The organism is Burkholderia sp. MSMB1078WGS, from assembly GCF_001528895.1.
Classification (GTDB): Bacteria; Pseudomonadota; Gammaproteobacteria; order Burkholderiales; family Burkholderiaceae; genus Burkholderia.
In genome coordinates this window covers 1-21,282 of the sequence record NZ_LPDI01000100.1, presented here as the reverse complement: position 1 = coordinate 21,282, position 21,282 = coordinate 1, and the positions used below count along the sequence as shown (strand labels likewise).

Sequence of the window (21,282 nt, the reverse complement as noted above, 5' to 3'; positions counted from 1 at the left end):
CGGCTCAGGCCCCGCCCGGCGCCGGAAACGCATGCCGGCGTGCACGCCACGCGCCGACCCATGCCAGCGCCAGCAGCGCGACGAGCACCCACGGAATCGCGCCGGCGCCCGTCGCGCCGAGCAGCATCCCGCCCGCGATGCCGCCGCCGGCGATCGCCAGATTCCACACCGTCACGAGCATTGACTGCGCGACGTCGGCCGATTCGCCCGCCGCGTTCGCGGTGGCCGTCTGGAACAGCGTCGGCGCGCCGCCGAACGCGAGCCCCCACAGCACGACGCCCGCATAGACGGTCGTCATCCCGGAACCGGCGCCGAGCATCGCCGCCGCCAGCACGAACAGCGCGATGCTCGCGAGCGTGAGGCGTCGCTGCGCGGCGCCGATCCATGCGCCCGTCAGCGCGATGCCGACGAGCGACGCGACGCCGAACACGAACAGCACCACATCGACCTGCGTACCCATCCGCACGCCCGCGAGGAACGGCGCGACGTACGTGTACAGCATGTTGTGCGCGAGCACGTACGCGAACATCACCGTCAGCACCGGGCGCACGCCGGGCAGCGTCATCACGCCGAGCACCGGCTCGCGCGCGGCGGCCTGCTGGCCCGGATAGTCGGGTACGCGCATGCGGATCCAGCCGATCAGCGCGAGCGCCGCGGCCGAAATACCGGCGAACGCGACGCGCCAGCCGAACGTCGCGCCGAGCGCGGTGCCGGCCGGAATGCCGATCGACATCGCCGCCGGTATGCCGAGCATCGCGACCGCGATCGCGCGGCCGCGCAGCGACGGGTCGACCATCCGGCTCGCATAGCCGGCCAGCAGCGCCCACAGCAGCCCGGCCGACATCCCCGCGACGAACCGGGCCGCAAGCGTGAGCGCGTAATACGGCGACGCGGCCGTCAGCGCGTTCGACACGACGAAGCCTGCCAGCGCCGCGAGCAGCAGGCGGCGCCGGCGCATCGCGCGCGTCGCGGCGACGAGCGGAATCGCCGCGACGATCGAGCCGAGCGCGTAGGCGGTCACCAGTTGGCCGATCAGCGCCTCGGTCACGCGCAGGTCGGCGCTCATCGGCGGCAGCAGGCCGGCCGGCAGCGCTTCGGTGAGCACCGTGATGAAGCCGGCGGTGGCGAGCGCGAGCAGGTTCGCGACGGGCAGGTGAGCACGGGCCGGCGTGGACGGATCGGCAGCCCGATCGACGGCTCGGCTGGAGACGGATACGCACTCGCTCATTGCGCACTCCGGTCGTCGACGCCATACACCGCATCGCGCACGTCGGTGACGATGCGCCCGTGCATCCCTTCGTACAACGTATTGGTCAGCGCCACCACCGTCAGCCCGGCCGCCCGGTCGACGAACCACGCATGCCCGTAGGCGCCGCCCCAGCGCCACGTGCCGACCGATTCCGGCGATTGCGCGGCCACCGGGTCATGCAGCACGGAAAAGCCGAGTCCGAAGCCGAACCCCGGCGCGTCCGGCAGGTCGTGCGCGCCCGGCTGAACGCGCGACATCTCGTCGATCCAGCGGCGCGCGAGCCAACCGTCGCGCCCGGTGCGCAACGTATCGAGCAGCGTCATGCAGTCGGCCGCCGTACCGATCATCCCGGCGCCGCCCGACGGCCACGCGGCCGCATCGAACGCGCGCGCCGGTGCGAAACGGATGCCGACCGTACCCTCGTACACCGGGACGAGATCGTCGTCGGTCATGCGGCGCGGCACGCCGGGCGTACTGACGTAAGGCGTCGCCAGGCGCGCCGCGTCATGCGTGAAAAACGCCGTGTCGGTCATCCCGAGCGGCGTCGTCACGAGCGCCGCCACGGCGTCGGCGAGCGGCCGGCCGTCGACCGCCTCGATCAGCGCACCGACCACGTCGGTCGCGAGCGAGTAGTGCCACGATGTGCCGGGCGCGAACCGCAGCGGCACGCCGCCGATGCGCCGCACGTTCTCCGCGAGCGACGGTCCGGCGACGTCCATGCCGTCGGACACGCCCGCGCGCGCATACGGCCCGTCGGCGTCGGCTTCGAGGAAGCGATAGCCGAGCCCGGCCGTGTGTGACAGCAGATGGCGCAGCGTGATGTCGGCAGGCGCGCCGCCCGCGAGCGTCGGCGTGAATGCGGGCAGCCAGCGCGCAACCGGTTCGTCGAGCCCGATCTTCGATGCCGCGACCAGCCGCATCGCGGCGGCCGTCACGATCGGCTTGGATACCGACGCGAGCCGGAACAGCGTGTCCTCGCGCATCGGCGTGCCGGCTTCGCGGTCGGCCAGCCCGGCCGCGCGTGCATAACGCAATTCGCCGTCGCGCGCGACCAGCACGACCGCGCCGACCACGCGCGCGTCGGCCAGCGCGCGATCGAGCACGGCGTCGAGCCGCGCGCGCAGCGCGGCGTCCGGTTCCCTGCGGTGCGTGGTGACAGGCAGCGATGACATGGCGTGACCTCGAACAGTGAAGGAACGCCCATCGTAAGGAGCCGACGCCGGAAGAAAAACCGGGTTAGAGTTCCGGACACTCCGGACATCGATGTCCGTAATCGAGGCCCTGCATGGAAAATCTTGGCGGTTTCGTCGTGTTCGTCCAGGTCGCGGAAACGCGCAGCTTCGTCGCGGCCGGCCGCGCGCTCGGATTGTCGGCGTCGGCGATCGGCAAGCGCATCGCGCGCCTCGAGGCGCGCCTGAACGTGCGGCTCTTTCACCGCAGCACGCGCAGCATCACGCTGACGGCCGAAGGCGCGCGCTTTCTCGAACGGTGCCGGCGCGTGATCGCCGAAATCGACGCGGCCGAGCGGGAATTGACGCAGAGCGTCGAGGCGCCGCGCGGGCGGCTGCGCGTGAGCCTGCCGACGATCGGCACGCTGCTGTTGCCGGTGCTCGCCGATTTCATGGCCGCGTATCCGGAGATCGAGCTCGACATCGATTTCAGCGACCGGATCGTCGACGTGATCGACGAAGGCTTCGACGTGGTCCTGCGCACCGGCCGGCCGACCGATTCGCGACTGTCGTCGCGGCTGCTCGGCCACTTCCGCCAGCACCTGGTCGCGTCGCCCGACTATCTCGACCGGCACGGCGCGCCGCGCACGCCGGCCGATCTCGCGCAGCATCGCTGCCTGCATTACCGCTTCCCGAGCAGCGGCAAGCTCGAGATCTGGCCGCTGCGCGCGCCGCGCACCGGCACGCCGCCAGAGGTACCCGTCTCGATGGTCAGCAACAACGCCGAGACGCGCCTGTGCTTCGCGCTGCGCGGGCTCGGCATCGCATGCCTGCCCGAGTTCTTCGTACGCGACACGCTCGCCGACGGCAGGCTGCGCGCGGTGCTCGACGACCACGTCGCGAGCCGCACGCCGTTCCACGTGCTGTGGCCGTCAGGCCGCCATCCGATGCCCAAGCTGCGTGCGTTCGTCGATTACATGGCCGAGCATTTGCGGCTGTAACCGGCGCGCGGCGGTCAAGCCGCCTTCGCGTGCGCGCTCAGCCGCCGGAACGCCTGCCCGTGCTCGTCGAACAGATGGCAGTGCTCGGGCAGCGCATGCACGCGCAGCGCCTCGCCGGTGCGATACGTGTCGAGCGGCGGAATTCGCGCGATCAGCCCGTCCGGCGCGACGGCCGACTCCGCATACAGATACGCGGCGTCGCCGAGCGATTCGACGGCCATCGTCCGCGCGGCGACGCCGGCCGCCGCCGCATCGACCAGCAGGTGCTCCGGCCGCACGCCGACGGTCACGGCCGCACCGCGCTGCAGCCCGGCCGCGTCGACCGCGACACGCTGCGTCTCGCCGCTGTCGAACCGCACGAGCACGCCGGTCGCATCGGCCGATTCGACCGTACCCTTCAGGAAGTTCATCTTCGGCGAGCCGATGAAGCCCGCGACGAACTGGTTCGCCGGCGCGTGATACAGCGTGTTCGGCGTGCCGACCTGCTGCACCGCGCCGCCCGACAGCACGACGATCTTGTCGGCGAGCGTCATCGCCTCGACCTGGTCGTGCGTCACGTAGATCATCGTCGTCTTCAGCTCGTCATGCAGCCGCGCGAATTCCAGCCGCATCTTCACGCGCAGCGCGGCGTCGAGGTTCGACAGCGGTTCGTCGAACAGGAACACCTTCGGCTTGCGCGTGATCGCGCGGCCGATCGCGACGCGCTGCCGCTGCCCGCCGGACAACTGCTTCGGCTTGCGGTCGAGCAGGTGATCGATGTGCAGGATCTTCGCGGCCTGCTTCACGGCCTGGTCGATCTCGGGCTTCTTCGCGCCCGCGAGCTTGAGGCCGAACGCCATGTTGTCGTACAGCGTCATGTGCGGGTACAGCGCATACGACTGGAACACCATCGCGATGCCGCGCTTCGCGCTCGGCACGTCGTTGACCTTCGCGCCGTCGATCAGCAGGTCGCCACTCGAAATGTCTTCGAGGCCGGCGATCATCCGCATCAGCGTGGATTTGCCGCAGCCGCTCGGCCCGACGAATACGACGAATTCGCCGTCGGCGATGTCGAGGTTCACGTTGCGCAGCACTTCGGTGTCGTCGTAGCGCTTCGCGATGTTGCGCAGGAGCACGCTTGCCATGATCTGTCTCCGTTCGTTCGTGATGCACCGCCTGGCCGGCGGCGCGTGATCGTTACTAGTTCGGCAGCACCGCGCCCGTCGCCTGCCAGCGCGCGACGTAGCCGGGCAGCTCGTGCATGTCGTCGAATACGTGGCGCGCGCCGATGCCGCGCAGCGCGTCGATCTGCGCGGCCGACGCGTGCCCGCCGCCGACGAAGCCGAGCACGGTCATGCCGGCCGCGGCCGCCGCGGTGATGCCGGTCACACTGTCCTCGACGACGAGGCAGTTCGCGGGCGCCGCGCCGAGCGTGCGCGCGGCCGCCAGATACACGTCCGGCGCCGGCTTCGGCCGCGCGACCGAATCCGCGCAGAACAGCCGGTCGCCGAAAAAGCGCGCGAGCCCGGTGCGCGCGAGCGCCGCTTCGACGTACGCGCGATAGCTGTTGCTCGCGCAGGCGGTCGTCAGCTCGATCGCCTCGAGTGCCGCATCGATGCCGTCGACCATCGGCGCGTTGACGGCGGCCGCCTCGACCGCGCGGCGGATCGCGTCGACGTCGTCGGCCGACAGCGTGCGCCCCACCGCATCGCTCGCGCCTGCCAGCACGCGCTCGATGCGCAGCCCGAGCAGCGGCATCACGGCCGGCCGCGCATCGACGCCCGGCCAGCGCGCATCGAGTTCGCGCACGATCACGTCGGCGGCCACGGCCTCGCTGTCGATCAGCACGCCGTCGCAATCGCAGATCAGCACGTTCGTCCCTGCGCTTGGCCCCCTCATTTGACCGCCCCGAACGTGAGCCCCCGCACGAGCTGCTTCTGCGACAGCCAGCCGACGATCAGGATCGGCGCGACCGCGAGCAGCGAAGCGGCGGACAGCTTCGCCCAGAACAGCCCTTCGGGGCTCGAGTACGACGCGATGAACACGGTCAGCGGCGCGGCGTTCGAGCTCGACAGGTTGATGCTCCAGAACGCCTCGTTCCACGACAGGATCACGAGCAGCAGCGCAGTGGACGCGAGCCCCGGCAGCGCCATCGGCATCAGCAGGTAGACGATCTCCTGCCACGTCGACGCGCCGTCGATGCGCCCGGCCTCGAGGATGTCCTTCGGGATCTCGTTGAAGTACGTGAAGGTCATCCATACCGCGATCGGCAGATTGATCAGCGTGTAGACGATCACGAGCCCCAACACCGTGTCGAGCAGCCCGGAGTTCTTCCACAGCAGGTAGATCGGCACCAGCACGCCGACCGACGGCATCATCTTCGTCGACAGCATCCACAGCAGCACCTTCTGCGTGCGGTGGTTCGGGAAGAACGCCATCGCGTACGCGGCCGGCACCGCGAACAGCAGCGAGATCACCGTGACGCCGGCCGAGATCAGCACCGAATTCCATGCAAACGCGAAGTAGTTGCTGCGCGCGAACACCTCGCGGAAGCTGTCGAGCGTCGGCATGAACAACAGCGTCGACGCGTACGCCTGCTGCTCGGTCTTGAACGCGGTGATCGCCATCCAGAAGATCGGGAAGAACAGCAGCAGCGCGATCAGCCATGCGAGCGTGCCGGGCAGCGCGCGCCGCACGAGGTCGAACACGGCCGGCGTGCGCCGGCCTTCGAAGGTCAGGTCGCTCATTTCTCGTACTCCCCCTTCAGGTTGCGCGCGAGCATCCGCACGAGGAAGAACGACACGACGTTCGCGACCACGACGGCGATGATGCCGCCCGCGGACGCGAGGCCGACGTCGAACTGCTGCAGGCCGAGCGCGTAGATCAGGTAAGACAGGTTGGTCGTCGCGTCGCCGGGGCCGCCGCCCGTCGTCGTATAGATTTCCGCGAAGATCGACAGCAGGAAGATCGTCTCCATCATCACGACCACGGCGATCGCGCGCTTGAGGTGCGGCAGCGTGATGTAGAAGAACATCGCGACCGGGCCGGCGCCGTCGATGCGCGCGGCTTCCTTCTGCTCCTGGTCAAGCGACTGGATCGCGGTGAACAGGATCAGGAACGCGAACGGCAGCCACTGCCACGCGACGATGATGATCACCGCGGTCAACGGGTAATCGGCGAACCAGTCGATCGGCGTCATCCCGAGCGCGCGCATCGCGTTCGCGACGAGCCCGTACACCGGATGCAGGATCATGTTCTTCCAGATCAGCGCGGACACCGTCGGCATCACGAAGAACGGCGCGATCGCGAGCAGGCGCGCGATGCCCTGCCCGTAGAACTTGCGGTCGAACAGCACGGCCATCAGCACGCCGCCGACCACGGTGATCGCGAGCACCGCGCCGATCAGCACGAGCGTGTGCCAGATCGCGGGCAGGAACGACGGATCGGTCGCGAGGAAACGGTAGTTGTCGAGCCCGGCGAAGCCCTTCACGTCCGGGTTCAGCAGGTTGTAGCGCGAGAACGAATACCAGATCGTCATCGCGAGCGGAATCGACATCCACAGCAGCAGCACCGCGACGGACGGCGACACGAGCCAGCTCGCGCCGGCGCGCGCACGGCGCGGCGCACCGGGCGGCGACGACGCGTCGCCGACCGACGGCGCGTGACTCAGGGGAAGACGCAGGTGACGCATGATCGGAGTCCCTCCGGTTGATGCGCGGGCGCGAACGGCCTGCCCGCCTGTCGGCTTCGCCGGCTCGCGCCGTGCGCCACGGCGCACGATGCGAGCCGCGCGACGGCTTGCGCGTTACTTCTTGTAGCCGGCCTGCCGCACCGCGCGGTCGGCGGCCGCCTGCCCGGCGGCGAGCGCCTGGTCGACCGACATCTGGCCCGCGACCGCGCCCGCGATCGACTGGCCGACCACCGTGCCGAACGACTGGAATTCAGGAATCCCGACGTACTGCACGCCCGTGTACGGCACCTTCTTCAGCGACGGATCGTTCGGGTCGGCCGTCTCGATCGCCTTCAGCACGAAATCCGAGAACGGCGCGGCGGCCTTGTACTCGGCGCGCTGATACGTCGACGTGCGCGTGCCCGGCGGCACCGAGGCCCAGCCCTCGTCCTTGCCGACCATCTCGATGTACTGCTTCGACGTCGCCCACGCGACGAACTTGCGCGCGGCATCCTGCTGCTTCGACGTCTTCGGCACGGCCAGCGCCCACGCCCACAGCCAATGCGAGCCCTTCGGCGTGACGGCAACCGGCGCGGCAGCGAAGCCGATCTTGTCGGCCACCTGCGACTGCTGCTTGTTGTAGAGCATCCCGGCCGCGACCGTCGCGTCGATCCACATCGCGCACTTGCCGGACGCGGTCAGCGTCAGGTTCTCGTTGAAGCCGTTCGAGCTCGCTCCCGGCGGGCCGTTCTTCTTCAGCAGGTTCACGTAGAAATTGATCGCCTTCTTCCATTCGGGCGACGTCAGCTGCGCGTTCCAGTTCTCGTCGAACCAGCGCCCGCCGAACGTGTTCACGACCGTCGACACGTACGCCATGTTCTCGCCCCAGCCGGCCTTGCCGCGCAGGCAGATCCCGTAGGTGCCCTTCGACTTGTCGGTGAGCTTGTCCGCGAATTCGGCGATCTGGTCGTAGGTCGGCTGGTCCGGCATCTTCAGCCCCTTCGCCGCGAACAGGTCCTTGCGGTAGAACGTCATCGAGCTTTCCACGTAGAACGGCAGCGCGTAGAGCTGGCCGTTGTACGACAGGCTGTCGCGCGCGGTCTTCACGATGTCGTTCAGGTCGTAGTCGGCAGGCAGCCCCGTGATCGGCGCGAGCCAGCCGCGCTTGCCCCACTGCGGCGTTTCATAGGTGCCAATCGCCATCACGTCGAACTGGCCGCTGCCGGTCGTGATGTCGGTCGTCGCGCGCTGGCGCAGCACGTTCTCCTCGAGGATCACCCAGTTCAGCTTGATGTCGGGGTTCGCCTTCTCGAACGCCGGCGACAGCTTCTTCAACTCGATCATGTCGGGGTTGTTCAGCGTCGCGATCGTCAGCGTGCCGGCGGACGCCGCGCAGGCCGCCGTCGCGAGCGCGGCTCCGGCGAAACAGCGTGCGGCGGCGTCGAGCATCTTTCGTTGCATGGCATGTCTCCTGTGATTGTTCGAAATGTCGTCGGTCTTGCGTCGGTGTTGCATCGTTTCCTTCGCGGCCCGTCATGCCGGCCGCTGCATGCCGCACGCGCGCGCATAGTGCGCGATCACGTCGCGTATCCGGTGGCGCACCCATGCGCGCGGCGCCTTCGCGAGGCCGCCCGCGCGGCATGCCGCATAAACGTCCGGCAGCCACTGCGCGACGAGCGTCTCCGGCACCGGCTGCCGCGCGAGGTTGTCGAACAGTTGCTCGACCGCGGCCGCGACGGCCGGCTGCAGCCAGTAATAGCGGATACGGTCGCTGTAGCTGAACTGGCGCGCGAGCCGCTGCGCGGTCTCGTCGCCGCGGTAGTACGGCGCCCAGTGCTCGGGCTGCGCGCGCATCGCCGCATCGACGACGTCGCGCAACCGCGAGCGCTGCGCGACGTCGTCGATCAGCGCGTCCTCGATGAACGTCAGCGCGAACAGCGCCTCGCGCAGCGCGAACGTCAGCGCGGGGCCGACCTTCAGCACCGCGAAGTGGTCGCGCACCAGCGCGGCGAGCGCGGCTTCGGTCTGGTAATCGGTCGAATGCGCTTCGAACACGAGGCGCGGCGTCTGCAGGATACTCGCGCCCAATGACGCTGCCTTGGCGCTGTCGTAGTCGAGCACGTGGCGATCGTCGAAGTCCACGCCCGGCTGCGCGACGATCGCGACGACGCGCGTCCACGCGTCGTCGAGCCCGGCCGCCGAGAACGCGCGGCGGTGCGCGTCGAGCGTCGCCGCGACGCTGTCGCTGCGCGTGACCGCGATCCGCGCGATCGCGTCGTCGCTCGCCTCGTCGCTCACCTCGCCGCCCGGCGTCGGCACCTCGGTGCCGATCACGTAGACGGGCGCGACGCCGGCGCGCGCCGCCGCGTCTTCCGCGACGCGGCACAGCTCGGCCGCGCGCGCGGCGATCGTGCGATCGTCGAGCCGCGGCGGATCGTCCGCGCACGCCATGCTCGCATCGAGATGGATCTTCTCGAACCCGGCTTCGACATACGCGGCGACCATCGCCCCGGCCTCGCGCATCGCGTCGGCCGCGCGGCGATGCCGCCACGGGTTGGGGCCGAGATGGTCGCCGCCGAGCACGAGCGCCGACGGCGCGAGCCCGCAGCGCGCGGCGATCGCATCGACGTCGCGGCGAAAATCGGCGGGCGTCATGCCCGTATAGCCGCCGAGATGGTTCACTTGATTGCAGGTCGCCTCGATCAGCAGCGGCGAGCCGTCGGTACGCGCGGTTTCGCACGCGGCCTCCAGCACGAGCCGGTGCGCGCTGCAGATCGAATAGATGCCGCGCTGCGCGTCCGCGCGGTTCGCGTCGAAGATCATCCGCAGCACGGTGTCCGCGTGCGCAGTGCGCGTGCGCTCGGCAACGGTCGTCAGGCCGGACATGCGATACCTCGTTCGGTCAGGAAACGGTCGATCTCGGCCGCGCTGCTGTTGCCTTCCATCGGGCCGCGCCGCGTGACCGCGATCGCGCCCGCCGCGTTCGCGCGGCGCAACGCGACATCGATCGGCAGGCCCGCGACGAGGCTCGCGACCAGCGTGCCGCCGAAACAGTCGCCGGCGCCGGTCGGATCGACTTCGTCGACCGCGAACGCCGGCGCCTGCGCCCGGTGCGCGCGATCGAACGCGACGCTGCCTTGCGCGCCGCGTTTGAGCACGACGCGCTCGAGCAGCGGATGCGTCGCGAGCAGGCCCGCGATCGCGCGCTCGGCCGGCTGCGGCCCGCAGAAGAACGGCAGGTCGGCTTCGCTCGGCAGGAACAGGTGGCACGCGGCGAGCATCTCGTCGAGCGCCGCGCGCATCGGCCGAAAACTCAGCATCTCGGGCCGCACGTTCGGATCGAACGACACCTTCGCGCCGGCGCGCGCGGCCTCGATCACGCCGCGCTGCACCGCCGCGATCGCCGATTCGCTCGTCAGCGACGAGCCCATCACGTGGAAATAGCGGCAGCCGTCGAACATCGCGGTGTCGACGTCGGACGCATCCACGCACGCAGCCGCGCTGGTCGACAACGTGAAGACGAAACTGCGCGAGCCGTCGTCGCGATACGCGACGAACGCGGTGCCGGTCGGACGGGCGACGCGGCGGATGCGCGCGACGTCGACGCCGTCGCGTGCGAGCCGCGCGACGATTGCGTCGCCGAACGCGTCGCGTCCGACGCAGCCCGCATACGCGACGCGCGCGCCGAGCCGGGCGGCCTGATCGGCGAAGATCGCCGGCGCGCCGCTCGGGAACGGTCCGGCGAACAGGCCCGGCGTATCGAAGCCCTGGCCGCGCTCGGCGGCGACGAATTCGGCCAGCAGCTCGCCGGCGACGACGATCTCGGCCATCAGGCGTGTCCTCGTGCGGCGGCGGCCGCGTGCCGCGAATCCGCCCGGGTTGCGCATGCGAGCGGCGGCATGTCAGCTCATCCAGTTGCCGCCGTCGACGTTCAACGTCTGGGCGGTGATGTAGTCGGCGTCGGACGACGCGAGGAACAGCGCGGCGCCCGTCAGGTCGCCCGGCACGCCCATGCGGCCGAGCGGCACGGCTTCGCCCACGAGCCGCTTCTTCTCGCCGAGCGGCCGGTTCTCGTAACGCGCGAACAGCGCATCGACCTGCTCCCACATCGGCGTGTCGACGACGCCCGGCGCGATGCCGTTCACGTTGATCCGGTGCGGCGCGAGCGCGAGCGCGGCCGACTGCGTATAGCTGATCACCGCGGCCTTGGTCGCGCAGTAGTGCGACACGAGCGCCTCGCCGCGACGGCCGGCCTGCGACGACATGTTGACGATCTTGCCGCCGCGCCCCTGCTCGACCATTCGCTGCGCGACGGCCTGCATCAGGAAGAACAGCCCTTTCACGTTGACCGAGAACAGCCGGTCGAACACGTCCCACGATTCGTCGAGGATCGGGCGCATGTCGAACAGCGCCGCGTTGTTGAACAGGATGTCGACGCCGCCGAAGCGCTCGACCGCCGTCGCGACGATCCGCGCGATGTCGTCGCGGCGCGTGACGTCGGCCGTGACGGCCACCGCGCGGCCGGGGCTGGCCTCGATCAGCCGTGCGAGCGAGCCGCTCGCAGGCTTCAGGTCCACCAGCACGCAGCGCGCGCCCTCGTCCAGATAGCGTTGTGCGACCGCCTCGCCGATGCCGCTTGCGGCGCCCGTCAGGATCGCGACCTTGTCTGCCAGTCTCACTGGTTGTCTCCGGTTCGTTCTGTTGCACGACGGTCGCGAAGTGAGCGAACGCTCGCGGACCGATCAATTGCTCTGTTGGTGATCGAATGATCGGATACGCGATACGCGCTGTCAAGACGACATGACGGCTTTCTATGACGCGCTGCGGCACGGCCGCGCCCGGCGATGCCCCGCCGCGCCCGCACGGCAAGGGCGCGCGGTGCACGGTGCGGCGCAGTGGCGTTGACGGTGAAAGGGACGCAGCGACGGCGGGAAGCAAGGGCGGGAAACGGAATTCGCGCTGCATGGCGCGGCGATACGTTATATCATCGCTGTACTTTGTTTCAGCGCCTGCTTCATGCCATGGCTACCTCATCGTCCATTGACGCCCGGCTGTCCCGGGCCGACGCATTCGCCGCCGAGCACGGGCTCGCGTGGACGCCGCTGCGCCGCCAGGTCTACGAACGCGTGCTGGCCGCGCAGCGCCCGATCGGCGCGTACGACCTGCTCGCGGAACTCGAACCGCAACGCGGCCGCGTGCCGCCGACGACCGTCTATCGCGCGCTGGATTTCCTCGTCGAGCACGGCTTCATCCATCGGATCGAATCGAAGAACGCGTTCTTCGCATGCTGCGAGATCGGCGTGCCGCACGAAGGCCAGTTCCTGATCTGCGATGCGTGCGGCGACACCGTCGAGATTCCCGGCGGCGACCTCGCGAAGCAGTTGTCCGCGAGCGGGCCCGCGCACGGTTTCGAAGTCCACCACCAAGTCGTCGAGCTGAGCGGCCTGTGCGGGCACTGCAAGCGCAAGCCCGCACAACGCTGACGCCGACTCGCGCGGCGCACGCGCCGCCCTTCCAACGAGGAGTTCCATGTCCATTGCCCTGAAGCGCGCGCCGCGGCGCGCCCTGTCGCCTGTCCGCTGGCTGGCCGCCGCCGTCGCCGCGCTGTCGTTCGCCGCGCCCGTGCTTGCGCAGGCCGCGACCGTCAACGTCGTCGCCGCCGAGAATTTCTACGGCGACGTCGCCTCGCAGATCGGCGGCCATCACGTCGCGGTCACGAGCATCCTCAGCAATCCCGACCAGGATCCGCACCTGTTCGAAGCGAGCCCGAAGACCGCCCGCGCGCTCCAGCACGCGCAGGTCGTGATCTACAACGGCGCGAACTACGATCCGTGGATGGCCAAGCTGCTCGGCGCGTCGAAGCAGGCGAAGCGCGCGACGATCGTCGTCGCCGATCTCGTCGGCAAGAAGGCCGGCGACAACCCGCACCTGTGGTACGACCCGGCGACGATGCCCGTGGCCGCACGCGCGATCGCGGCCGAGCTCGGCCGCGCCGACCCGGCGAACAAGGCCGAGTACGACGCGAACCTGCAGAAGTTCGTCGCGTCGCTGAAGCCCGTCGACGACAAGGTCGCCGCGCTGCGCGCGAAGTACAAGGGCGTGCCCGTGACGGCCACCGAGCCCGTGTTCGGCTACATGTCGGACGCGATCGGCCTCGACATGCGCAACCAGCGCTTCCAGCTCGCGACGATGAACGACACCGAGGCGAGCGCGCAGGACGTCGCCGCGTTCGAGGGCGACCTGCGCAAGAAGCAGGTGCGCGTGCTGATCTACAACAGCCAGGCCGAAGAGCCGATGACCAAGCGCATGCTGAAAGTCGCGCGCGACGGCGGCGTGCCGACCGTCAGCGTCACCGAGACGCTGCCGGCCGGCAAGACCTTCCAGCAATGGATGGCCGGCCAGCTCGACGCGCTCGGCAACGCGCTTTCGGCCGGCAAGTAACGGACGACCGTAACGACATGACCGTCACTCCCCACGCCCTCGCCGTCGATCGCGTCACGCTCGAACTGGGCGGCCGCACGATCCTGCGCGACGTGAGCTTCTCGATCGAGCCCGGCGAATTCGTCGGCGTGCTCGGGCCGAACGGTGCGGGCAAGACGACGCTGATGCGCGCGGTGCTCGGCCTCATCCCCGTGTCGGCCGGCACGCTGTCGGTCGGCGGCGTGCCGGTCGTGCGCGGCAACGCGTCGATCGGCTACATGCCGCAGATCAGGAGCGGCCTCGCGAACCGCCGGATGCGCGGCTACGACTTCGTCGCGATGGCCGCCGACGGCCACCGCTGGGGCCTGCCGCACACGAACGCGGCCACGCGCCGCGACGTCGATCGCGTGCTCGACCTCGTCGGCGGCTCGTCGCTCGCGCGCCGGCCGCTGTCCGAACTGTCGGGCGGCGAACGGCAGCGGCTGCTGCTCGCGCAATGCCTGCTCGGCAACCCGAAGCTGCTGCTGCTCGACGAGCCGCTGATCAGCCTCGATCCGAACCACCAGCGCGGCGTCGTCGAACTCGTGCGCAACGTGCAGCGAGAGCTCGGCATCACCGTGCTGTTCTCCGCGCACGAACTGAATCCGCTGCTGAACGCGCTCGACCGCGTGCTGTATCTCGGCAACGGCGTCGCGGCGCTCGGCACCGTCGACGAGGTGATCACGAAGCCCGTGCTGTCGCGGCTCTACGGATCGCCGATCGACGTGATGCACGTGAACGGCAAGATCTTCGTGATGTCGGGCGACGTCGAGATCGAGAAGCACGATCACGAACACGAGGACGACGATCATTCGCACGGCGGTGGCGGCGGACACAGCCATCATCACCATGGACACGCCCATCCCGGGCATTCGCACGATGTTTGAATACGACTTCATGATCAACGCCTTCGCGGCGTCGGGAATCGTCGCGGTGCTCGCGGGCATCGTCGGCTATTTCCTGGTGCTGCGCGGGCAGACCTTCGCCGGCCACGCGCTGTCGCACGTCGGCTTCACCGGCGCGACGGGCGCGGTGCTGCTCGGCCTCTCACCGATCTGGGGGATGGTCGGCTTCACGCTCGCGGCCGGGATCGGGATGGGCGCGCTCGGCGAGCGGCTCGCGGGCCGCGACGTCGCGATCGGCGTGATCCTGTCCGGCGCGCTCGGCTTCGGCCTGCTGTTCCTGCACTTCTACACGTCGTTCGCGACGCAGGTCACCGCGCTGCTGTTCGGCAACGTGCTCGCGGTCAGCCGCGACACCCTCGCGGTGCTCGCGGGCATCGGCGCGGTGAGCCTCGCCGCGCTCGCGCTGATCGCGCGGCCGCTGTTGTTCGCGTCGCTGCAGCCCGAGCTGGCCGAAGCCAAGGGCGTGTCGCTGCGCACGGTGTCGATGCTGTTCCTCGCGGTGTGCGCGCTCGCGGTGGCCGCGGCGACGCAGATCGTCGGCGTGCTGCTCGTGTTCACGCTGCTGGTCGGGCCGGCGGCGGCCGCGCAGAACCTGTCGACGCGCCTGTCGACGGGCGTGCTGCTCGCCGCGCTGTTCGCGCTGTTCGAAGCGTGGGCCGGCATCGTCCTCGCCTATCACACCGACTGGCCGACGAGCTTCTGGATCACCGCGCTGTCGGCGCTCGTGTACGGCGCGAGCCTGTTGCGGCGCAACTGATCGCGGCCCGGCGGTCGCCGCCCGATGCCAGTGAAAACGCCGGCGTGCCCGAAGGGGCAGCGCCGGCGTTCTTTCATGCGAACCGGATGCGTGACCTGCTTGCGCCGATACTCACCGCACCAGCACGCGCGCGTGATGCGCGAGATGATCCGCGATGAACGTCGAGATGAAGTAGTAACCGTGGTCGTAGCCCGGATGGCGGCGCAGCGTCAGCGGCTGGCCGGCCTTCGCGCACGCGGCTTCGAACACGTCGGGGTTCAGCTGGTTCGCGAGGAACTGATCGGCCAGCCCCTGATCGACCAGGATACCTTCCGCGAACTTCGGCGCATCGGCGCGCGCGACCAGCTCGCTCGCGTCGTGCGCCTTCCACGCTTCGCGATCGGCGCCGAGATAGCCGGAGAACGCCTTCTCGCCCCACGGGCAGCGCGTCGGCGCGGCGATCGGCGCGAACGCCGACACCGACCGGTACAGGCCCGGATGACGCAACGCGAGCGTCAGCGCACCGTGGCCGCCCATCGAGTGGCCGAAGATCCCGAGCCGCGCGCCGTCGATCGGCAGCTCGGCCGCGACGAGCTCGCGCAGCTCGCCCGTCACGTACGACTCCATCCGGTAATGCGTCGACCACGGCGCTTCGGTCGCATCGACGTAGAAGCCCGCGCCGACACCGAAGTCCCATGCATCGGTCTCGCCCGGCACGCCCGCGCCGCGCGGGCTCGTGTCGGGCATCACGAGCGCGATGCCGTGCTGCGCCGCGTATTGCTGCGCGCCGGCCTTGATCGCGAACGTCTCGTCGGTGCACGTGAGCCCCGCGAGATAGAACAGCGCCGGCACGCGCCCGTGCGTGGCCTGCGGCGGCAGGTACACCGAGAACTTCATCGGCAGGCCGACGGCCGCCGAATCGTGACGGTAGAAACGCTGCTCGCCGCCGTGGCACGCATGCGAGGAAACGAGTTCGAGCATGGCGGTATGCCCCCGGTCAGTACAGCACGACCGAGCGGATCGACTCGCCGGCCTTCATCAGGTCGAAGCCTTCGTTGATCCGCTCGAGCGGCAGCGTGTGCGTGATCAGGTCGTCGATGTTGATCTTGCCTTCCATGTACCAGTCGACGATCTTCGGCACGTCGGTACGACCGCGCGCGCCGCCGAACGCCGAGCCCTTCCATTCGCGGCCCGTCACCAGCTGGAACGGACGCGTGCCGATTTCCTCGCCAGCCGCGGCCACGCCGATGATGAACGACTGGCCCCAGCCCTTGTGCGTGCACTCGAGCGCCTGGCGCATCAGCTTCACGTTGCCGACGCATTCGAACGAGTAGTCGGCGCCGCCGTCGGTCAGCTGCACGATGTGGTCGACGACGTTCTCGACTTCGTTCGGGTTGATGAAGTGCGTCATCCCGAACTTCTTCGCGAGCTCGACGCGCTTCGGGTTGATGTCGACGCCGATGATCTTGTCCGCACCGACCATCTTCGCGCCCTGGATCACGTTGAGGCCGATCCCGCCGAGGCCGAACACGACGACGTTCGCGCCGGCCTCGACCTTCGCCGAGTACACGACTGCGCCGACGCCCGTCGTCACGCCGCAGCCGATGTAGCAGATCTTGTCGAACGGCGCGTCCTCGCGCACCTTCGCGACCGCGATCTCCGGCACGACGATGTAGTTCGAGAACGTCGACGTACCCATGTAGTGGAACAGCGGCTTGCCGTCGAGCGAGAAGCGCGACGTCGCGTCCGGCATCAGGCCTTTGCCCTGCGTCGCGCGGATCTTCTGGCACAGGTTGGTCTTGCGCGACAGGCAGAACTTGCACTCGCGGCATTCGGGCGTGTAGAGCGGAATCACGTGGTCGCCCTTTCTCACGGTGCCGACGCCGGGGCCGACGTCGACCACCACGCCCGCGCCTTCATGGCCGAGGATCGCCGGGAAAATCCCTTCCGGATCGGCGCCCGACAGCGTGTAGTAATCGGTGTGGCAGATGCCCGTCGCCTTCACTTCGATCAGCACTTCGCCGGCGCGCGGCCCTTCGAGATCGACTTCCTCGATCGTCAGCGGCGCACCCGCCTTCCATGCAATCGCGGCTTTCGTTTTCATCGTGTCACTCCTGTATGTCTGTGAGATCGGCCCGAGCCGGCGTGCGGCGCCTGCAGGGGTTCGTGCAAATCGGTCGAAGCCGTGCCGCGCGGCACGGCACAAGAATCTCGTGCTCGCCATGATGGCTGCTCCCGCCGCGCATCGCGTGCGGGAAACGGTCGCCGGCTTGCCAGGATGCGTCATCGCTGACGCAAAAGAACAAGTGCCCGAGTTTAAACGCCCGTCGTGAACCATGCATCCGTGCGCGCGTACAGATCGACGAAGCGCGCGTGGCGCGCAGCCAGCAGGCGGTCGTCGTGCGGCGCGGCAACCGGCGACGCGCTCGGCGCCAGCGCGTGCAACGCATCCTCGCGCCAATGCCCGATCGCGACGCCCGCGAGCAGCGCGGCGCCGCGCGTCGCGGCGTTCGGGCAATCGATCGCCTGCAGCGATGCGCCGAGCGCGTCGGCGAGCAACTGGCGCCAGCGCGGATCGACCGAGCCGCCGCCCGCGAGGCGCAGCGTCGTCACCGCGTCGCCGCGATCGGCATCGCGGATCGCATCGAGCCCCGCGCGTAACGCGAACGCGACGCCTTCGAACGCGGCGCGCATCATCGCGCCGCGCGTATCGCCGAGCCCGAGGCCGAGCCAGCCGCCGCGCGCATCGGGGTTCATCCACGGCGAACGCTCGCCGGTCAGGTACGGCAGGAAGCACAGCCGTTCGGACGTCGGCTGCGCGAACGCGTCGTCATACGCATCGGCCCAGCGCGCGTAGCCGAGCCAGCCGCGCACGGCTTCGAGCGCGAGCCCGACGTTCTGCATCGCCGCCATCGTGTAATAGCCGCCGCCCGCCGCCGCACGATAGCGATGCAAGCCGCGCCGCGCGGGCGGCAGCGCATCCGCGAGCACGACGATCTGCCCGCCGCTGCCGGTCGTCAGCAGCGCATCGCCTGCCGCGGCCAGCCCGCTGCCGAGCGCCGCGCACGCGGTGTCGGCCGCGCCCGTCGCCAACGGTACGCCGGCCGGCAGGCCGAGCGCGGCGGCGGCCTGCGCGCCGAGCACGCCGCAGCGCGCGGTGGACGCACGAACCGGCGCGAAGCGGTCGGCCGGCAGGCCGAGCGCGTCGATCAACGCGATATCCCACGCACCGTCGGGCGTCGCGAGCGCGGTGGCGCACGCGTCGCTCGGATCGGCCGCCACGTCGCCGCCGAGTGCGATGCGCAGCCAGTCCTTCGGCTGCACGGCCCAGCGCGCGGCACACAGCGCATCGGGTGCGTGCGTCGCCAGCCAGCGCAACAGCGGGCCCGCCATGCCGGGCGCCACGGGGTTCGGTGCGACGGGCGATCCGGACGCCGGCCAGCCGGCCGCCTCCGCCTCGCGCGCCGCGCGCGTGTCGGGCCACAGCAGCGCGGGTCGCACCGGCTGGCCGGCCGCGTCGATCAGCACGACACCATGCATCTGGCCCGAAAAACCGATCGCCGCCACCTGCGCACGCTCGTCGGCCGGCAGCCGCGCGGCCGCGCGCACGAGTGCCTGCCACCACGTGTCGGGCGCGATTTCCGCCCAGCCGGGCTGCGGCGACGACAACCCATAAGGTTCGCTCGCCACCGCCCGCTCGACGCCGTCGGCATCGAGCGTGACGAGTTTGACGGAGCCGGTGCCGAGGTCGATTCCGAGCAGGCGCATGACGTGAAGGGGGAGTCGTATGAACGGGTATCGATGATAACGGGATCGCGACGCGCGCCCCGTTTTTGGCCGCCGCTTCGGCGCATCGAAAGTGCGGTCGGGTCGCGGCGTTCCACCGGGCTGCACCTTGCACGCGAAAGCGGCCGTTCGCGGGTTAACCCGGCGCGATTTCCCCACCCCGCTTTTTGCCACTATGCGGGCTGCCCGATACACACCATAAAGCGACCCATATTTGACATGGGGGCCGGCGCTATTTTGAAGCGCTATAAAACCGGTACACCTCACTCCCGCGGCAGTTTCCCGATGATCGATCCCCTGCTCCATGCCGAAATGGCATATCGAACCAGCAAAGAGCGGAATAGAACCCAGTGCTCTTGTTGCATGGACACATTCCGAATAACTTCGTATCACCCCGAAAACAAGATCATGGAGTGAGACAGATGCAATCGAACACGGTCCATCCGTGCGATGAGGTGCTGCCGACCGGCAAGCTGGTAACGCTTGGCCTGCAGCACGTCCTCGTCATGTACGCCGGCGCCGTCGCCGTGCCGCTTATCGTCGGCGCCGCGCTCAAGCTGCCGAAAGACCAGATCGCGTTCCTGATCAGCGCCGATCTGTTTTCGTGCGGCATCGCCACGCTGATCCAGACGCTCGGCCTGTGGATCTTCGGCATCCGCCTGCCCGTCATCATGGGCTGCACGTTCGCGGCGGTCGGCCCGATGATCGCGATCGGCACGAACCCCGGCCTCGGCATTCTCGACATCTTCGGCTCGACCATCGCCGCCGGCATCATCGGCATCGTGCTCGCGCCGATGATCGGCAAGCTGTTGCGGTTCTTCCCCCCCGTGGTCGTCGGTACGGTGATCGCCGTGATCGGGCTGTCGCTGATGGAAGTGGGCATCAACTGGGCGGCCGGCGGCGTCGGCAACCCCGAGTACGGCAGCCCGGTCTATCTCGGCCTGTCGCTGCTCGTGCTCACGCTGATCCTGCTGATCAACAAGTTCGGCCGCGGCTTCATCGCGAACATCTCGGTGCTGCTCGGCATCGTCGCCGGCTTCGTGATCGCGTTCGCGATCGGCCGCGTGAACACCGACGGCGTGGCGCATGCGCCGTGGGTCGGCTTCGTGATGCCGTTCCACTTCGGCCTGCCGCACTTCGATCCGCTGTCGATCGTGACGATGGTCACGGTGATGTTCGTCACGTTCATCGAATCGACCGGCATGTTCCTCGCGGTCGGCGACATGGTCGATCGTCCGGTCAACCAGGAGCGCCTCGTGCGCGGCCTGCGCGTCGACGGTCTCGGCACGCTGATCGGCGGCATCTTCAACTCGTTCCCGCATACGTCGTTCTCGCAGAACGTCGGCCTGATCGGCGTGACGGGCGTGAAGAGCCGCTTCGTGTGTGCGACGGGCGGCGTGATCCTCGTGCTGCTCGGCCTGTTCCCGAAGATGGCGCAGGTCGTCGCGTCGGTGCCGCCGTTCGTGCTCGGCGGCGCGGGCATCGTGATGTTCGGGATGGTCGCCGCGAACGGCATCAAGGTGCTGTCGAAGGTCGACTTCGTGAACAACTCGCACAACCTGTTCATCGTCGCCGTGAGCGTCGGCATGGGCCTCGTGCCGGTCGTGTCGCCGCACTTCTTCTCGAAGCTGCCGCCGGCGCTCGCGCCGATCCTGCACAGCGGCATCCTGCTCGCATCGGCCACGGCCGTGATCCTGAACATCGTGTTCAACGGCGTGAAAGGCGAAAAGGATGCACGCTGCGAGATTCGGCGCGCCGGACATGACTTCGACGGGCGTCCCGCCGACGCGCACCACTGATCGCTTCGCGCCGGACGACGGCGCGAAGCGGTAACGACGAACGCCACGGCATGCCGTGGCGTTTTTGTTTCGGGGTGCAGGACCCGACACGGTGCCGGGCGATCGCGCCTCACGCGGGCGGGCGGGTCGCCGGATGCACTATGCGCCACGCCGATTGACGGTGTGATCGACGTGATCGATGCGATCGACGTGATCGGTGTGATGGCGCGATCGGTGTGATTGCACGAACGCAATGCGACGCGACGCGACGCACGCATCGTCACGACATCGACACCCTTCTTTCCGCACGATTCGCCGGCGCAAAAGAAAACGCCGCGGACTTTCGTCCGCGGCGTTTTCGCATACAGCCGCTTCGAAGCGAGGCGCGGCATACCGCGCCCGCCCTTCTCCGTGCTTAGCCGTTCGTCGCCGTTGCCGACGCAGGCGCCGGAGCAGCCGCCTTGTCGTAATCGACCGGCGCATCCGGCGCGCGCGGCGCTTCGCCGGCGCGCTGGATCCAGCCGCCGCCGAGTGCGCGGTACAGGTCGAC

General features: G+C 69.2%; 19 protein-coding genes. 6 read left to right on the top strand and 13 right to left on the bottom strand.

Features of this window, described 5'->3' with window-relative positions; translation table 11 throughout:
- Nucleotides 1–4: 4 nt before the first annotated feature.
- Entirely contained in the window at nucleotides 5–1,228 is a 1,224-nt protein-coding gene (locus WT24_RS25700) for an MFS transporter (protein WP_060036235.1), read from the bottom strand.
- Nucleotides 1,225–2,421 (bottom strand): serine hydrolase, encoded by a 1,197-nt coding sequence (locus WT24_RS25695; RefSeq protein WP_060036234.1) that lies wholly within the window; start codon nucleotides 2,419–2,421, stop codon nucleotides 1,225–1,227. Before WT24_RS25695 ends, WT24_RS25700 begins: the two co-directional genes overlap by 4 nt.
- Nucleotides 2,422–2,534: 113 nt before the next feature.
- Here WT24_RS25695 and WT24_RS25690 point away from each other — a divergent pair, with 113 nt between their 5' ends.
- Nucleotides 2,535–3,419 carry a LysR family transcriptional regulator gene (locus WT24_RS25690; protein WP_060036233.1) on the top strand — a complete coding sequence of 295 codons (885 nt, stop codon included), beginning with the start codon at nucleotides 2,535–2,537 and terminating at the stop codon, nucleotides 3,417–3,419.
- Between the two features lie 14 nt (nucleotides 3,420–3,433).
- Here WT24_RS25690 and WT24_RS25685 read toward each other — a convergent pair whose 3' ends face one another.
- From WT24_RS25685 to WT24_RS25650, 8 genes are all read right to left on the bottom strand, one after another.
- Entirely contained in the window at nucleotides 3,434–4,543 is a 1,110-nt protein-coding gene (locus WT24_RS25685; protein WP_034208252.1) for an ABC transporter ATP-binding protein, read from the bottom strand.
- Nucleotides 4,544–4,598: 55 nt separating this feature from the next.
- Nucleotides 4,599–5,297 (bottom strand): HAD family phosphatase, encoded by a 699-nt coding sequence (locus WT24_RS25680; protein WP_060036232.1) that lies wholly within the window; start codon nucleotides 5,295–5,297, stop codon nucleotides 4,599–4,601.
- Complete coding sequence (locus WT24_RS25675) at nucleotides 5,294–6,145, bottom strand: carbohydrate ABC transporter permease (RefSeq protein ID WP_060036231.1); 852 nt, start codon at nucleotides 6,143–6,145, stop codon at nucleotides 5,294–5,296. Before WT24_RS25675 ends, WT24_RS25680 begins: the two co-directional genes overlap by 4 nt.
- Nucleotides 6,142–7,089 (bottom strand): carbohydrate ABC transporter permease, encoded by a 948-nt coding sequence (locus WT24_RS25670; protein ID WP_059795707.1) that lies wholly within the window; start codon nucleotides 7,087–7,089, stop codon nucleotides 6,142–6,144. Before WT24_RS25670 ends, WT24_RS25675 begins: the two co-directional genes overlap by 4 nt.
- A gap of 114 nt (nucleotides 7,090–7,203) precedes the next feature.
- Entirely contained in the window at nucleotides 7,204–8,529 is a 1,326-nt protein-coding gene (locus tag WT24_RS25665) for a sugar ABC transporter substrate-binding protein (RefSeq protein ID WP_059504614.1), read from the bottom strand.
- Nucleotides 8,530–8,601: 72 nt separating this feature from the next.
- A complete protein-coding gene (locus WT24_RS25660) occupies nucleotides 8,602–9,954 on the bottom strand; it encodes a D-tagatose-bisphosphate aldolase, class II, non-catalytic subunit (RefSeq protein ID WP_060036230.1) in 1,353 nt (450 codons plus the stop codon).
- Nucleotides 9,942–10,898, bottom strand: a complete 957-nt coding sequence (locus WT24_RS25655; RefSeq protein ID WP_060036229.1) for a sugar kinase — start codon at nucleotides 10,896–10,898, stop codon at nucleotides 9,942–9,944. The genes WT24_RS25660 and WT24_RS25655 overlap by 13 nt, the downstream gene beginning before the upstream one ends.
- Before the next feature lie 72 nt (nucleotides 10,899–10,970).
- Nucleotides 10,971–11,747, bottom strand: a complete 777-nt coding sequence (locus tag WT24_RS25650; RefSeq protein WP_059506719.1) for an L-iditol 2-dehydrogenase — start codon at nucleotides 11,745–11,747, stop codon at nucleotides 10,971–10,973.
- A gap of 342 nt (nucleotides 11,748–12,089) precedes the next feature.
- On the opposite strand from WT24_RS25650, the gene WT24_RS25645 reads away from it, so the two are divergent.
- Genes WT24_RS25645 through WT24_RS25630 form a run of 4 tightly spaced genes read left to right on the top strand, consistent with a single transcriptional unit; the run spans nucleotide 12,090 to nucleotide 15,189 of the window.
- Complete coding sequence (locus WT24_RS25645) at nucleotides 12,090–12,551, top strand: Fur family transcriptional regulator (protein WP_027785279.1); 462 nt, start codon at nucleotides 12,090–12,092, stop codon at nucleotides 12,549–12,551.
- A 46-nt stretch (nucleotides 12,552–12,597) separates the two neighbouring features.
- Complete coding sequence (locus tag WT24_RS25640; protein WP_059506717.1) at nucleotides 12,598–13,509, top strand: metal ABC transporter solute-binding protein; 912 nt, start codon at nucleotides 12,598–12,600, stop codon at nucleotides 13,507–13,509.
- Between the two features lie 17 nt (nucleotides 13,510–13,526).
- Entirely contained in the window at nucleotides 13,527–14,414 is an 888-nt protein-coding gene (locus tag WT24_RS25635) for an ABC transporter ATP-binding protein (RefSeq protein ID WP_060036228.1), read from the top strand.
- Nucleotides 14,407–15,189 (top strand): metal ABC transporter permease, encoded by a 783-nt coding sequence (locus tag WT24_RS25630; RefSeq protein ID WP_059506725.1) that lies wholly within the window; start codon nucleotides 14,407–14,409, stop codon nucleotides 15,187–15,189. Before WT24_RS25635 ends, WT24_RS25630 begins: the two co-directional genes overlap by 8 nt.
- 111 nt (nucleotides 15,190–15,300) lie before the next feature.
- On the opposite strand, the gene fghA is transcribed toward WT24_RS25630, so the two are convergent.
- The 3 genes from fghA to WT24_RS25615 all read right to left on the bottom strand — a co-directional run bounded on the left by fghA (nucleotide 15,301) and on the right by WT24_RS25615 (nucleotide 18,936).
- Nucleotides 15,301–16,149, bottom strand: coding sequence for an S-formylglutathione hydrolase (gene fghA, locus WT24_RS25625; RefSeq protein ID WP_059506713.1), 849 nt, complete (start codon nucleotides 16,147–16,149; stop codon nucleotides 15,301–15,303).
- Nucleotides 16,150–16,165: 16 nt separating this feature from the next.
- On the bottom strand, nucleotides 16,166–17,272 hold the full coding sequence (locus WT24_RS25620; protein WP_034208263.1) for an S-(hydroxymethyl)glutathione dehydrogenase/class III alcohol dehydrogenase: 1,107 nt from the start codon (nucleotides 17,270–17,272) through the stop codon (nucleotides 16,166–16,168).
- A 212-nt stretch (nucleotides 17,273–17,484) separates the two neighbouring features.
- Nucleotides 17,485–18,936 carry a xylulokinase gene (locus WT24_RS25615; RefSeq protein WP_060036227.1) on the bottom strand — a complete coding sequence of 484 codons (1,452 nt, stop codon included), beginning with the start codon at nucleotides 18,934–18,936 and terminating at the stop codon, nucleotides 17,485–17,487.
- 440 nt (nucleotides 18,937–19,376) lie between these two features.
- On the opposite strand from WT24_RS25615, the gene WT24_RS25610 reads away from it, so the two are divergent.
- Entirely contained in the window at nucleotides 19,377–20,753 is a 1,377-nt protein-coding gene (locus tag WT24_RS25610) for a nucleobase:cation symporter-2 family protein (RefSeq protein ID WP_059506709.1), read from the top strand.
- Nucleotides 20,754–21,282 lie beyond the last annotated feature (529 nt).

What these genes read in the sequence shown, in the direction of transcription:
- WT24_RS25670 (WP_059795707.1), bottom strand. Translation starts at nt 7,089, where the DNA reads ATGCGTCACCTGCGTCTTCCCCTGAGTCACGCGCCGTCGGTCGGCGAC.
- WT24_RS25695 (WP_060036234.1), bottom strand. Translation starts at nt 2,421, where the DNA reads ATGTCATCGCTGCCTGTCACCACGCACCGCAGGGAACCGGACGCCGCG.
- WT24_RS25610 (WP_059506709.1), top strand. Translation starts at nt 19,377, where the DNA reads ATGCAATCGAACACGGTCCATCCGTGCGATGAGGTGCTGCCGACCGGC.
- WT24_RS25660 (WP_060036230.1), bottom strand. Translation starts at nt 9,954, where the DNA reads ATGTCCGGCCTGACGACCGTTGCCGAGCGCACGCGCACTGCGCACGCG.
- WT24_RS25655 (WP_060036229.1), bottom strand. Translation starts at nt 10,898, where the DNA reads ATGGCCGAGATCGTCGTCGCCGGCGAGCTGCTGGCCGAATTCGTCGCC.
- WT24_RS25690 (WP_060036233.1), top strand. Translation starts at nt 2,535, where the DNA reads ATGGAAAATCTTGGCGGTTTCGTCGTGTTCGTCCAGGTCGCGGAAACG.
- WT24_RS25635 (WP_060036228.1), top strand. Translation starts at nt 13,527, where the DNA reads ATGACCGTCACTCCCCACGCCCTCGCCGTCGATCGCGTCACGCTCGAA.
- WT24_RS25665 (WP_059504614.1), bottom strand. Translation starts at nt 8,529, where the DNA reads ATGCAACGAAAGATGCTCGACGCCGCCGCACGCTGTTTCGCCGGAGCC.
- WT24_RS25615 (WP_060036227.1), bottom strand. Translation starts at nt 18,936, where the DNA reads ATGCGCCTGCTCGGAATCGACCTCGGCACCGGCTCCGTCAAACTCGTC.
- WT24_RS25620 (WP_034208263.1), bottom strand. Translation starts at nt 17,272, where the DNA reads ATGAAAACGAAAGCCGCGATTGCATGGAAGGCGGGTGCGCCGCTGACG.
- WT24_RS25680 (WP_060036232.1), bottom strand. Translation starts at nt 5,297, where the DNA reads ATGAGGGGGCCAAGCGCAGGGACGAACGTGCTGATCTGCGATTGCGAC.
- WT24_RS25675 (WP_060036231.1), bottom strand. Translation starts at nt 6,145, where the DNA reads ATGAGCGACCTGACCTTCGAAGGCCGGCGCACGCCGGCCGTGTTCGAC.
- WT24_RS25645 (WP_027785279.1), top strand. Translation starts at nt 12,090, where the DNA reads ATGGCTACCTCATCGTCCATTGACGCCCGGCTGTCCCGGGCCGACGCA.
- fghA (WP_059506713.1), bottom strand. Translation starts at nt 16,149, where the DNA reads ATGCTCGAACTCGTTTCCTCGCATGCGTGCCACGGCGGCGAGCAGCGT.
- WT24_RS25685 (WP_034208252.1), bottom strand. Translation starts at nt 4,543, where the DNA reads ATGGCAAGCGTGCTCCTGCGCAACATCGCGAAGCGCTACGACGACACC.
- WT24_RS25630 (WP_059506725.1), top strand. Translation starts at nt 14,407, where the DNA reads ATGTTTGAATACGACTTCATGATCAACGCCTTCGCGGCGTCGGGAATC.
- WT24_RS25700 (WP_060036235.1), bottom strand. Translation starts at nt 1,228, where the DNA reads ATGAGCGAGTGCGTATCCGTCTCCAGCCGAGCCGTCGATCGGGCTGCC.
- WT24_RS25640 (WP_059506717.1), top strand. Translation starts at nt 12,598, where the DNA reads ATGTCCATTGCCCTGAAGCGCGCGCCGCGGCGCGCCCTGTCGCCTGTC.